Raw genomic sequence first — 13,285 nt, forward strand, 5'->3', positions numbered from 1 at the left:
AATATTTTTTGAATAAACAATTAATTTACTAACAAAAAGCTAATTTAATGTGAAATCAACTACTGTAATCACTGATTCATTCACGAATATTCATGTTTCAAATCAAATCATACGATAGCCTTTCGTATTGCTTTCCAGTACCTTTCGGGAATATCCTGCTCGCAAGCTTGTAAGTAATCGTCGTATGAACAAGGTAATAACGACGTTCTTTTTGATTTAGTGTGTGAATTCATATTAACAATTTCAATCCACCATCTTCCCGTTTTATCACTCTTGTAAAACACCATTTCCTCACCTTCGTGTGGAACTATATATCTGATGTAGCTCTCTTTGCCACCAAAAGGATAATCTCCAGCTCTGTACTGAAAGCCATCGATAAAGTACCATACCATCTGCGAAAGCAACTTTAGCTCGCGCTGATTACCTTGAACATTGAATAAACCCAAACTTGATGTTTTATCGCTGATACCTGCATACCGCATCAAGGCGCAAATTTCTCGACCTGTAAATCCGTTTGGTTCACCTGGCAGATTAAAAGTAACGTCGGCCGAAACCGCATTAATGTCTACACTTACTAAATCGGCATCGCGAAACACTGGCTCGGCTAATTCTATTTTGCCGCTTATTTCTCCTAAACGATATGCTTCGAAATACAACTTATCAACCAAATCAATCTCTTCTTGGGCATTATAATAGGTTTGATATCCCAAATTTGCGTAGTTGAACAAATTGTTTGGTTGTTCCATGATGATGGGCGAAAGATAAGATTCTGCAGAAATAGCATCTGGAGCCTTTCCCAAATCAAATTTGTAATCGATCCCAACCAAATTAACCATTTGATCCAACTTATCGTAAGCTCGATACATCGGATAAGTCAAATCTTGTGAACCGCCAATCACTATAGGAATAACGCGATTCTTTATCAGATCGGCACATAAGCTTTGCAACGCAAAATACGTGTCTTCTGGTGCCTCACCAGGAATTAATGTTCCTAAATCGGCGACAGACGACAGCCAATTCCCTGGAAACATCGTGTAAAAATGCTTTCGAAATTGATTTTCTATACCTGAAACTGTTTGTTGCGAACTGTTTCGGTACTCAGGCACAAATACTAATGCAAGCTTTACTTTCTCTAAATCCGGGAAATCTGTTTCAGTATGAAGTACAATTTTAGACCCCAATTGCTGCATGTTGCACGATTGAGCAAAGGCGAACATTTCCTCGGAAACGGGAGTTAAAAAATCAAGACCTGACATGAATTACTTTGATTTTTTTGTTTTTGCGGGAGCCTTCTTTGCTTTAGAGCCTGTTTTCGCAGGAGCTTTCTTCGCCGTTGCGCTTTCGATCATCGCTTTAACTTCCTCTAGCGTAAGTGCTTCTACTTTAACATCTTTATTCAGTTCAATTTTGGTTTTACCTTTTATCAAAGTAAATCTACCCCAACGTGCTTTTTCGATAACGATGCCTTCAGCGGGCCATTCACGCAATACCTTCTCCTCCTCTTTCTTAAGCTTTTCCTGAATCAACTCCTCGATATCCTTTTGTGATAAGGAATCAAAATTATATTTCTTAGACACGTTAATGAACATGCTGTTCCACTTGATAAACGGACCGAAACGACCCACTCCTTTTTGCACCGGCAATTCATCGTACACAGCCACGGGTGCATCTGCTTGCAATTTCTCCTTTATGTATTGCTGTGCAAGTTCATCAGTGACATCTAGAGGATCAACGCCCTTTGGCAATGAAACAAAAGTTTTGCCATAACGCACGTAAGGACCGTATCTTCCTGAATTTACTTCGACTTCTTCGCCGTTGTAATCCGCTAATTTTTTGGGAAGCAAGAACAGATTTAGTGCATCTTCCAAAGTAATGGTGCCGATATTCTGTTCCGGACGCAAACTTGCAAAAACCTTTTGTTCGTCGTCTGGCTCGCCAATTTGTGCCATCGGACCGAATTTTCCTAGACGTACACTCACAGGTTTTCCCGATTTAGGATCTGTTCCCAGGATACGTTCACCGCTTTCGCGTTCGGCATTGGCTTCAACTTCTTTAACGTTCGGATGAAAGGTATTGTAGAAATCTTGCATCATGCGAGACCAATCGATGTTTCCTTCGGCAATTTCGTCGAAATCTTGTTCCACTTTTGCCGTGAAGTGATAGTCGAGAATGGCGCTAAAATTCTTTACCAGGAAGTCGTTTACAATAGTCCCGATGTCTGTCGGAACCAATTTCCCTTTGTCGGAACCCGTATTTTCGGTGAGCGTTTTCGAAGTAAGCTCCTTGCCTACTAATTCGAACTGGAGGTACTTGCGTTCGGTTCCTTCGAGCGTTCCTTTTTCTACGTATTTTCTATTTATAATTGTAGAAATCGTAGGTGCGTAGGTCGACGGACGTCCGATTCCTAATTCTTCTAATTTTTTAACTAGCGATGCTTCCGTGTAGCGCGCGGCTGGGCGTGAGTAGCGCTCGGTGGCAACTAGTGCTTTACGCAGAAGCGACTCGCCTTGCTTTAATGCCGGAAGCATGCCTTCTTGTTCTTCTTCATCATCGTCGCTACCTTCGAGATATACTTTAAGGAAGCCGTCGAAAAGAAGAACTTCGCCTGAAGCTTGAAATATCTCGCTGTGATTATTGGCTTGAATTTGAACGTTTGTGCGTTCTAGCTCGGCATCGCTCATTTGCGAAGCTATGGTTCTTTTCCATATCAGATCGTACAAACGGTCTTGGTCGCGATCGACGGAAATTGTATGTCGCGCCATATCTGTCGGACGGATTGCTTCGTGCGCTTCTTGCGCTCCTTTCGATTTGGTCACAAAACTGCGCGTCTTGGCGTAACGTTGTCCGTAAGAACTTACGATTTCCGCTTGTGCTGCTGCTAGAGCTTCTTGGCTCAAATTCACGCTGTCGGTACGCATGTAGGTAATTAAACCCGCTTCGTAAAGGCGTTGCGCTACTTGCATGGTAATTCCGACAGGCATATATAATTTACGTGCTGCTTCTTGTTGCAAGGTTGACGTAGTGAACGGAGCCGCGGGCGATTTACGTCCGGGTTTTGTTTCTAAAGAAGCTACTTGGTACGTTGAATCGGTATTTTGTTTGAGAAATGCTTCGGCTTCCTCGGCTGTTTTAAATGACTTTGAGAGTTTAGCTTTTACTACTTTTCCGGCTTGGTTGGTGAATTCGGCAGCAATGGTAAAGCTTGCAACAGGCTTGAATTCGATGATTTCGCGTTCGCGTTCTACGATTAGGCGCACAGCAACCGATTGCACGCGACCGGCAGATAAACCGCTTTTAATTTTGCGCCACAATACTGGCGATAGTTCGTAGCCCACTAAACGGTCGAGAACGCGACGCGCTTGTTGGGCATTTACAAGATTATAATCGATTTCTCGTGGATTTTCGATGGCTTTTTGGATGGCCGATTTAGTAATTTCGTGGAAAACGATTCGTTTGGTTTTCGACTTATCGAGTTTCAGTTCTTCGGCAAGGTGCCAGGAAATTGCTTCTCCTTCGCGGTCCTCATCGGAAGCGAGCCAAACCGTTTCGGCGGCTTTAGAAAGCGATTTTAATTTGCTGACCAAGGCTTTTTTGTCGGCCGAAACTTCGTAAGTGGGTTTAAAACCTTTGGTAACGTCGACCCCAATTTCCTTTGAAGGCAGATCGGCAATGTGGCCGTAGCTGGATTCCACCTGAAAATCTTTTCCTAGAAATTTCTCGATGGTTTTAGCTTTTGCGGGTGATTCGACTATTACTAAATTCTTTGGCATATGTAGCTTTGCTTTTGGCGCAAAAGTAATTGAAAAAAAATATTATCGACTCGCCGACGCGTTTTTGCTTAAAAATTGATTCGAAACGAACCGCTAACACCTTAATATAATACGTAAAGTGGTAACGATTTTGTGCCGCCGGTTGCAGTGAAAAGCTTGCTGAACTAGAGGCAGTTGCATTTTGCAGGCGGGAAATGCGACCGGAGGAAGCGCTTACCCGACCATAAAATGCCTGCCTGTAGAAAGCAACTTGTAACGAAAAACGGCAAAAGGCACCCAAATCAATCTTCTGCCACATTGTCAGTCGACCGAAATAGTATTATCTTTGCACTCAAATTGTAAAGCGCGCCTGATGGAGAAAGTGATCGATGAATCGATTCAGGGTTCGGCACTCGACCTAGTTTCGAAGCCTGAAAACTCAAAGAAATTATTTATAGAAAGTTACGGTTGTCAGATGAATTTTTCGGACAGCGAAATCGTTGCGTCTATTCTTGCTGAAACTGGATACAATACGACTAAAGTACTTGAAGAAGCCGATTTAGTTCTGGTGAATACGTGTTCGATTCGGGACAAAGCCGAACAAACGGTTCGCAAACGTTTGGAGACCTACCAAGTAGCTAAGCGCAAAAATCCGTGTATGAAAGTGGGCGTTTTGGGCTGTATGGCTGAACGCTTGAAGAGTCAGCTTTTGGAAGAAGAAAAAATCGTTGATTTAGTTGTAGGACCTGATGCCTACAAAGATTTACCCAATTTATTGTTGGAAGTTGAAGCCGGACGCGATGCGATAAACGTTATTTTATCGAAAGACGAAACCTACGGCGATATTGCCCCGGTTCGATTAGATACAACAGGCGTTTCGGCCTTTGTTTCGATTACGCGGGGCTGCGACAACATGTGTACTTTTTGCGTAGTTCCTTTTACACGCGGAAGAGAACGCTCGCGCGAGCCGCAAAGCATTATGGATGAAATTGCCGATTTGTGGCAAAAAGGCTATAAGGAAGTAACGCTACTTGGCCAAAACGTTGACAGCTATTTGTGGTACGGCGGTGGTTTGAAGAAAGATTTTGTGAAGGCAACCGATTTACAAAAAGCAACAGCGGTTTCGTTTGCCGACTTGCTCGACCGCGTAGCCACAGCGTTTCCTAAACTTCGCGTTCGCTTTACGACGTCGAATCCGCAAGACATGCACAGCGAGGTTTTGGAAGTAATTGCCAAGCACGCCAACATTTGCAAACACATTCACTTGCCTATTCAAAGTGGCAGCGATCGTATCTTGAAGTTAATGAACCGTTTGCATACCCGCGAAGAGTACTTTACCTTAATAGATAACGTGCGCAGAATTGTTCCGGATTGTGCTATTACTCAAGATATTATAACCGGATTTCCGACAGAAACAGAAGAAGATCATGCCGACACGATTGATTTGATGAAGAAAGTTCGGTACGACTTTGGATATATGTACGCCTACAGCGAGCGTCCGGGTACGTTAGCAGGCAGAAAAATGGAAGACGATGTTCCGCAGGAAGTAAAATTGCGACGACTAAGAGAAATTGTTGATTTACAGCAAATTCACTCTGCCGAACGCACCCAAGCTTTCGTCGGACAAATTGTAGAAGTTTTAGTAGAAAAAGAATCGAAGCGCAGCAAAGCTGAATGGGCGGGAAGAAATTCGCAGAACCTAACAACTGTTTTCCCAAAAGGGCACTATCAGGTTGGTGATTTTGTGAACGTATTGATACACCGATGCACTTCCGGGACCTTAATTGGCGAAGCTGTAGGATACGGATCAATGCAATCGTAAACTATGGAAAGCGTACAATCAATAAAGCAACGATTCGAGATTATCGGAAACGATCCGAAATTGAATCGTGCTATCGAAAAGGCGATTCAAGTGGCACCGACCGACATTTCGGTGTTGGTTGTGGGAGAAAGCGGCGTGGGAAAGGAAAGTATTCCGAAAATTATCCACGGACTTTCGCATCGCAAACACGGAAAATACATTGCTGTAAACTGCGGAGCGATACCTGAAGGAACCATAGACAGTGAACTATTTGGGCACGAAAAAGGTGCTTTTACTGGAGCCACACAAACGCGCGAAGGCTATTTTGAAGTAGCCAACGGCGGAACGATATTTTTAGATGAAGTGGGCGAATTGCCCCTAACGACACAAGTTCGCTTATTGCGTGTTTTGGAAAACGGCGAGTTTATCAAAGTAGGATCGTCGCAGGTTCAGAAAACAAATGTGCGCATTGTTGCAGCTACGAACGTGGACATGTTTGCGGCAATCAGCAAAGGGAAATTTCGCGAAGATTTGTACTACCGATTAAGTACGGTAGATATTCAATTACCGCCACTGCGTGAACGCAAAGACGACATCCATTTATTGTTTAGAAAATTTGCAGCCGATTTTGCGCACAAATACAAAATGCCTCCAATAAAGCTCGACGAGCAAGCGGTGCAGTTGTTGTTGCAATTTCGCTGGAGCGGAAACATTCGTCAATTGCGAAACGTTGCCGAACAACTTTCGGTATTGGAAACCACGCGCGACATTAACGCGGCGACATTGAAATCGTATTTACCGGGCGAAAACGTGAATTTACCCGCTGTAGTTTCAGAAAAAAAGAGCGATTCGGATTTTTCAACCGAAAGAGAGATTTTGTATAAAGTTCTTTTTGATATGAAAAGCGACTTGAACGACTTGAAGAAACTGACGCTCGATTTGATTAAAAACGGTAGTGCAGCTGTAAACGAAACGCAAAGCGGTTTAATTCGAAAGATATACGGCACGGAAGAAGTAGAAACCGATACCGATTACGACGATAGTTCGCTTTCGGTAATTCAACCCGTAACTGCTCCAGCTAAAAAGGAGTTTCCGACTAGAGCCGACAATTATGTGTTTGCAGAAACCGTTGAAGAAGAAGAGACGCTAAAACTCGAACAGAAAGAGATCGAAATGATTAAAAAATCATTGGAAAAGAATAAAGGTCGTCGTAAAGCTGCAGCCGATGAGTTAGGCATAAGCGAACGCACCTTATATAGAAAAATCAAACAATTCGATTTGTAACATGAAAAACAACCGAAAACCCATACAAATCGGAATTTTATTCTTGGCTATGTTCACGCTGATGGCATGTAGTGTCTCGTACAATTTTACAGGAACTGGAAAGATCGACGCCAAAACTTTTCAGGTAAATTACTTTTTGAATAATTCGGAATTAGTGCAACCGGGAATTGAACGAACTTTTACAAATCGTTTGCAGGAAATTATTCTAAATCAGACGAATTTAAGTTTGACCAATACCGGTGGAGATTTAGTTTATGAAGGCGAAATAACCGACTTCAGAATAACGCCTATGACTGCAACGGCCGACCAAAGAGCGTCGCAAAACCGATTAACGATTGCGGTACAAGTTCGATTTACCAATAAAAATAAAGAAGAAGATAATTTTGATAAAAAGTTTTCTTTCTTTTACGACTATTCTGGTGATGCACAATTAGTAGGCGGACCTTTAAATGAAGCTTTAGAAGTAATTTTTGAACGAATCACGCAGGATATTTTCAACGAATCGTTAGCAAAATGGTAAACCGATGATAAACGCACAGGAACTGAGCTTGTTTTTGGAAAAACCTGAATTGGTGAAAGACCAGCACGTTGCTGTTTTGCGCGAATTAATTAATCGGAACCCTTATTTTCATGCACCTCGAGCCATTTATTTAAAAGCGCTGTACAACCAAAACAGCAGTGCCTACAATCTTGAATTGAAAAAAACTGCGGCTTATACGCAAGATCGCGGTGTTTTATTCGACTTCATCACTTCGGGCACTTTTACGGGTTTGCATCAAGCTTTTCAAGCAGAAAAAGAAGCGCGTATCAACGAAATTGAAGTTTTTGCGTACGAAATTGTATCGCATAAAACTGACGATACAATAGTAGCAGATCTGGCAGCTACAACTATTGAACCAACAGCGGTTACAACGCAAGCGGCTGCAAATCTGGGCGTAGGAAAACCACTGCAATTTTCGCAAAAAGAAAAACACAGTTTCCAAGAATGGTTGCAACTAGCAAGTTTTAAACAAGTAGATCGAAGCGAAGCAAGCGTACCCGACAGTCGAAAGCGCAAACTCGACTTGATTGATAAGTTTATTGAAAGTAATCCGAAGATCATTCCGAATCGGGAACAAACGAGCTCGGTGAAATTAGTTCAGGACGACGACAGCCAGCAAGCTACGCTAATGACTGAAACTTTGGCACAAGTTTACCTCGAGCAAAAGAAATATCAAAAAGCAATTCAAGCTTATGAAATTTTAATTTTGAAATATCCCGAAAAAAGTTCTTTCTTTGCAAGCCGAATTTCGGATATCCGAATTTTGCAAACCACTAATATTTAATTGATTTAAAATGTTTTCGATTTTTGTAGTATCTATCACAATAGTTTGTTTTTTATTAATCCTAGTTATTATGGTGCAAAACCCTAAAGGAGGCGGTTTGTCTTCTACTTTAGGAAGTTCGGCACAATTAGGTGGTGTTCAAAAAACAACCGACTTCTTGGATAAAAGTACTTGGACATTAGGCGCAGCACTAATTGTGTTGGTATTATTGTCTTCTATTAGCTTTTCAAAACCAGAAGCTGAACAAGTTGCGTTACCTGAGTCTACAGAAGCTCCTGCTGCGCCAGCTGCTAACGAAAACAAACCAGCTGCCGAAAAACCAGGCACTACTACTACAACAAACACACCTGTAGAAGTACCCGTAAAGAAATAAGACTTACGTGCTCAAAATACCTAAAAGCCGATTCCGAAAATGAATCGGCTTTTTTTATGCGCGTTCTTATCAAGAAAATCAGGGCTTACTGCTGCGGTTTATGCCTCTTTTGGCAGTTAAGCAAACCAGATTTCCGACAATAATTCCGCAAACTGAAAATGTGTCAGTTTTAACACAGCTGGCACAATTTCTGAAATGTAGCGAGCAGTCAATTAAGTTAACCTAAAAAATAAATAAGAGTTATGGCATTGAACATTCAACCTTTGGCAGACAGAGTTCTTATCGAGCCTGTAGCCGCCGAAACGCAAACCGCTTCAGGTATCATCATTCCTGACACCGCGAAAGAAAAACCTCAGCGCGGAAGTGTAGTTGCTGTTGGGAACGGGAAAAAAGATCACAACATGACCGTGAAAGTTGGCGACACCGTGCTTTACGGAAAATACGCCGGTACCGAACTCAAACTAGACGGAAAGGACTATTTGATCATGCGTGAAGACGACATTCTGGCAATTGTTTAATTCAATCTTTAAAAACTCACCAAAAAAATGGCAAAAGAAATTAAATTCGATATCGAAGCTCGCGACGGACTTCGTCGTGGCGTAGATGCATTGGCTAATGCAGTAAAAGTAACGCTTGGCCCAAAAGGACGTAACGTAATCATCGGTAAATCGTTCGGCGGACCTAACGTAACCAAAGACGGTGTTACCGTAGCTAAAGAAATTGAGTTAACCGACGCGCTTGAAAACATGGGCGCACAAATGGTTAAAGAAGTTGCTTCAAAAACAAACGATCTAGCAGGCGACGGAACCACTACTGCAACCGTTTTAGCACAAGCTATCGTTAAAGAAGGTTTGAAAAACGTCGCTGCAGGAGCTAATCCGATGGATTTGAAACGCGGAATCGACAAAGCTGTTGAAGCTATCGTAGCCGATTTAGCAAAACAAGCAAAAGTGGTAGGCAGCGATTCAGAAAAAATCAAACAAATTGCTTCAATCTCGGCTAACAACGACGAAGTAATTGGCGAATTGATTGCAACTGCATTCGGAAAAGTGGGAAAAGAAGGTGTAATCACCGTTGAAGAAGCAAAAGGAACCGACACTTTCGTAGATGTGGTTGAAGGAATGCAGTTCGACAGAGGATATTTGTCGCCGTATTTCGTGACTAATCCTGAAAAAATGGATGCGGAACTAGAAAATCCATATATTTTATTGTACGATAAAAAAGTATCGTCTTTAAAAGAATTACTTCCTGTACTCGAGCCTGTTGCGCAAAGCGGAAAGCCATTGTTAATTATCGCTGAAGACGTTGATGGCGAAGCACTTTCGACACTTGTGGTAAACAAATTGCGCGGTGCGTTGCGTATTGCCGCTGTAAAAGCTCCAGGATTTGGCGACCGCAGAAAAGCGATGCTTGAAGACATTGCCATTCTAACCGGCGGAACTGTGATTTCTGAAGAGCGCGGTTACACACTTGAAAACGCTACTTTAGACATGCTTGGTTCGGCAAAACGCGTAACGATTGACAAAGACAACACGACCATTGTAAGTGGTGCTGGCGATGCTGAGTTAATCAAAAATCGCGTGAATCAAATCAAGGCACAAATGGAAACAACTACTTCAGATTACGACCGCGAGAAGTTGCAAGAGCGCTTAGCTAAGTTAGCAGGCGGTGTTGCTGTACTTTACGTAGGTGCGGCTTCGGAAGTAGAAATGAAAGAAAAGAAAGATCGCGTTGACGATGCACTTCACGCAACACGTGCTGCTGTTGAAGAAGGAATTGTTGCTGGTGGTGGTGTAGCACTATTGCGTGCTAAAGCTTCATTAGCTGCAATTAAAGCGGATAACGCAGATGAAGCAACCGGAATCCAAATCGTTTCACGCGCTATCGAAGCGCCTTTGAGAACCATTGTTGAAAACGCTGGTTTAGAAGGTTCGGTAGTAGTGGCAAAAGTTGCTGAAGGTTCTGGCGATTTCGGTTACAACGCTAAAACCGACGAGTACGTAGACATGCTTGCAGCGGGAATCATCGATCCAAAAAAAGTGACACGCGTAGCTTTAGAAAACGCAGCATCCGTTTCGGGAATGATTTTAACTACAGAGTGTGCGTTAATCGATATTAAAGAAGATACGCCTGCACCAGCTATGGGCGGCGGAATGCCAGGAATGATGTAATTCATTTCGAGTTCAAATACAGAGCCTTCTCAATTTGGGAAGGCTTTTTTTATGGCTGAGTGTAAGCGGTGTTTATGCCGATTTCTTAAACAACCGCAGCATCACAAAAGCATGCGGAAAGGTTATCGCGGCTAAGGCTGCAAACAAAAACGAGGTAAGTTCTTGAACGGAACTACTAAAGAAAAATGTTGCTGTAATACCAATTGCCGCAGCAAGCCAGTACCAAAAAGCCGATTTAAAATACATCCGAAAACTGCGCCATTCCGAATTCCCATAGAGAAATTGTACTTGCGCTAAAAGCGACGGGATGCTGTGCCATAGAATAAAATAAACGGCAAAACCCCAAATTAGGCTGCCCGAAAAAAAGATCAGTGCAAAAAATGGCAGCAAAAGCAAATCGCGCGCAACCGATTGTAGTCTTCCTGGAATCGACACAATACGCCAGAGCACAAACAAAGCAAAAAAAATTACGGTACCGACTAAAATGCGTCTCCACGGAAAGTCAAGCAAATTGCTATGCGTAAGTGTAGCTAAAACGCCGTTAACTTCCGCCTGGTGCGCAGCAAACAACAGCGCAAATAACAACCAGCCGTACAGAAATCGAAATACATACCGATCGAGCGCCTTCCAACTACTGTCGTAGCGCTCCGAGTGCTGCTCACCAAAATGATAGCTGCTGGTAAGCACAAAACTAATAATCGCTAAAACCGGTAACCAAAAAAACAACAGCGCAGCCAGCACAACAACGGCAATGTATCGCATCAATAAGTGCCGATCTAATCCTAAAGTATGTGGCGACTTAAACTGCTGCAAAAGCAATAAATCGTTTGCGCCATGCAAAACACCGAACGATAAAATCAGCGTTAAGCCCGCAATCAGCTCAACAGTTGCCGAACCGTACGAACGCACGAAAAGTCCGCCAAAGCTCGCCAATATTAGTATTTTTTCAATCTTATTCATTCAAAATTATGTGTAATGCAAATTTTAAGATAAATTTTTGAATTATTCATAATCAATTTTGTTTAATGTTTCGTAGATTTGATTAAACAAAATTAATCCTAATAATTATGAATGCAATTTTATTTAGCTCAATGGTAACAAAAATGTTGCCCGATGATTACATTGGTTTTACGTTTTTCGTAGGTTGTATGGCTATGATGGCCGCATCTGCGTTCTTTTTCCTCTCACTAAGTCAGTTCGACAAAAAGTGGAGAACATCTGTATTGGTATCCGGACTTATCACGTTCATTGCTGCGGTACACTATTACTATATGCGCGACTATTGGGGAGCTTTCCAAGAATCGCCTACATTTTTCCGTTACGTTGACTGGGTACTTACTGTGCCGTTGATGTGTTTAGAGTTTTATTTAATCCTGAAAGTAGCAGGTGCAAAAACAAACTTATTGTGGAAAATGGTTTTCTGGTCGGTAGTAATGTTGGTAACTGGCTATTTCGGAGAGACTGTATTTAGCGATCAGGCAGCTCTTTGGGGTGCTATTTCGGGTGCAGCTTATTTCGTTATTGTTTACGAAATATGGCTCGGAAGCGCTGCTAAATTGGCACAAGCTGCTGGTGGCGACGTACTAAAAACGCACAAAATTCTATGCTGGTTTGTGCTTGTAGGTTGGGCAATCTACCCATTAGGCTACATGCTAGGAACTGAAGGTTGGTACACATCAATCCTCGGAAGTGGAAGCGTAGACGTGGCATACAACATTGCCGATGCCATCAACAAAATCGGATTTGGTTTGGTAATTTATAGCTTGGCTGTAAAATCAACCGGAACAGCAAATTCGTAAATATAAATGCTCATGGGAAAAGCCGACTTGGAAACGAGTCGGCTTTTTTTATGGCATTCAACGGAGAATATTTTCAAAAAGTGGTTTCATTTTTGGGCGTTCCGGCGGCAGGTAACGTAACGCTTGCGCAGAACAGTAATCCGCACGACCGCCGTCGCGTTTTCCGCTGTATCTTTTGTGGCCATTCTAAAGAAAACGCATCGGAGCCACAAAAGGATGACGCTCCAACCGCTAACGCAAAAAACGTTACCAGCAAGAAAAGTATTAAGATTTGAGTATTAAGTATTAAAACTACGATGAATTCACCACTTGACGTGTCAATTTAGTATTAAGATTTGAGTATTAAGTATTAAGACTACGATGAATTCACCACTTGACGTATCGATTTTTTAGAAGCTAGAAGCTAGACACGAGAAGCTAGACTCGATGAATTCACCACTTAACTTGTCGATTTAGTATTAAGATTGGAGTATAAAGTATTAAGACTACGATGAATTCACCACTTGACGTATCGATTTTTTAGAAGCTAGAAGCTAGACACGAGAAGCTAGACTCGATGAATTCACCATTTAACGTGTCAATTTAGTATTAAGATGGGAGTATTAAGTATTAAGACTACGATGAGTTCACCACTTGACGTGTCGATTTTTTAGAAGCTAGAAGCTAGACTCGATGAATTCACCACTTAACTTGTCGATTTAGTATTAAGATTGGAGTATTAAGTATTAAGACTTTAATGAGTTTGCCACTTGACGTGCCGTCTATCTGCCCGAACCCCGAATC

The 13,285-nt window shown here is 42.2% G+C and carries 13 protein-coding genes; 9 read left to right on the plus strand and 4 right to left on the minus strand.

The genetic code is table 11. The features are described 5' to 3' along the window. Positions 1-107: 107 nt before the first annotated feature. From Q0064_RS14260 to Q0064_RS14270, 3 genes are read right to left on the minus strand one after another with little or no spacing between them, the layout of a single operon-like run. Positions 108-1,256 carry a formimidoylglutamase gene (locus Q0064_RS14260; protein ID WP_298148880.1) on the minus strand — a complete coding sequence of 383 codons (1,149 nt, stop codon included), beginning with the start codon at positions 1,254-1,256 and terminating at the stop codon, positions 108-110. A gap of 3 nt (positions 1,257-1,259) precedes the next feature. After that, positions 1,260-3,770: a type I DNA topoisomerase gene (topA, locus tag Q0064_RS14265; protein ID WP_298148881.1), complete on the minus strand. Its 2,511-nt coding sequence runs from the start codon at positions 3,768-3,770 to the stop codon at positions 1,260-1,262. Beyond that, complete coding sequence (locus tag Q0064_RS14270) at positions 3,727-4,068, minus strand: hypothetical protein (protein WP_298148882.1); 342 nt, start codon at positions 4,066-4,068, stop codon at positions 3,727-3,729. Before Q0064_RS14270 ends, topA begins: the two co-directional genes overlap by 44 nt. A gap of 54 nt (positions 4,069-4,122) precedes the next feature. Here Q0064_RS14270 and miaB point away from each other — a divergent pair, with 54 nt between their 5' ends. The 7 genes from miaB (at position 4,123) to groL (ending at position 10,703) form a co-directional block, all read left to right on the plus strand. Next, a complete protein-coding gene (gene miaB / locus Q0064_RS14275; protein ID WP_298148883.1) occupies positions 4,123-5,571 on the plus strand; it encodes a tRNA (N6-isopentenyl adenosine(37)-C2)-methylthiotransferase MiaB in 1,449 nt (482 codons plus the stop codon). 3 nt (positions 5,572-5,574) lie between these two features. Further along, a complete protein-coding gene (locus Q0064_RS14280) occupies positions 5,575-6,834 on the plus strand; it encodes a sigma-54 dependent transcriptional regulator (RefSeq protein ID WP_298148884.1) in 1,260 nt (419 codons plus the stop codon). Position 6,835: 1 nt separating this feature from the next. Beyond that, on the plus strand, positions 6,836-7,354 hold the full coding sequence (locus Q0064_RS14285) for an LptE family protein (protein ID WP_298148885.1): 519 nt from the start codon (positions 6,836-6,838) through the stop codon (positions 7,352-7,354). 4 nt (positions 7,355-7,358) lie between these two features. Further along, positions 7,359-8,159, plus strand: a complete 801-nt coding sequence (locus Q0064_RS14290; RefSeq protein ID WP_298148886.1) for a tetratricopeptide repeat protein — start codon at positions 7,359-7,361, stop codon at positions 8,157-8,159. Between the two features lie 10 nt (positions 8,160-8,169). Continuing rightward, complete coding sequence (secG, locus tag Q0064_RS14295) at positions 8,170-8,532, plus strand: preprotein translocase subunit SecG (RefSeq protein WP_298148887.1); 363 nt, start codon at positions 8,170-8,172, stop codon at positions 8,530-8,532. Positions 8,533-8,774: 242 nt separating this feature from the next. Then, on the plus strand, positions 8,775-9,050 hold the full coding sequence (locus tag Q0064_RS14300; protein ID WP_094487229.1) for a co-chaperone GroES: 276 nt from the start codon (positions 8,775-8,777) through the stop codon (positions 9,048-9,050). A 27-nt stretch (positions 9,051-9,077) separates the two neighbouring features. Beyond that, positions 9,078-10,703 (plus strand): chaperonin GroEL, encoded by a 1,626-nt coding sequence (groL, locus tag Q0064_RS14305; protein WP_094487230.1) that lies wholly within the window; start codon positions 9,078-9,080, stop codon positions 10,701-10,703. Positions 10,704-10,775: 72 nt separating this feature from the next. On the opposite strand, the gene Q0064_RS14310 is transcribed toward groL, so the two are convergent. Further along, positions 10,776-11,663 (minus strand): Brp/Blh family beta-carotene 15,15'-dioxygenase, encoded by an 888-nt coding sequence (locus tag Q0064_RS14310; protein WP_298148888.1) that lies wholly within the window; start codon positions 11,661-11,663, stop codon positions 10,776-10,778. Positions 11,664-11,770: 107 nt separating this feature from the next. On the opposite strand from Q0064_RS14310, the gene Q0064_RS14315 reads away from it, so the two are divergent. Together Q0064_RS14315 and Q0064_RS14320 are read left to right on the plus strand one after the other, a co-directional pair. Next, positions 11,771-12,502 carry a bacteriorhodopsin-like gene (locus Q0064_RS14315; RefSeq protein WP_298148889.1) on the plus strand — a complete coding sequence of 244 codons (732 nt, stop codon included), beginning with the start codon at positions 11,771-11,773 and terminating at the stop codon, positions 12,500-12,502. Between the two features lie 50 nt (positions 12,503-12,552). After that, positions 12,553-12,777, plus strand: a complete 225-nt coding sequence (locus tag Q0064_RS14320; RefSeq protein WP_298148890.1) for a hypothetical protein — start codon at positions 12,553-12,555, stop codon at positions 12,775-12,777. Positions 12,778-13,285 lie beyond the last annotated feature (508 nt).

This window comes from Flavobacterium sp. (genome assembly GCF_027490375.1).
Classification (GTDB): domain Bacteria; phylum Bacteroidota; class Bacteroidia; order Flavobacteriales; family Flavobacteriaceae; genus Flavobacterium.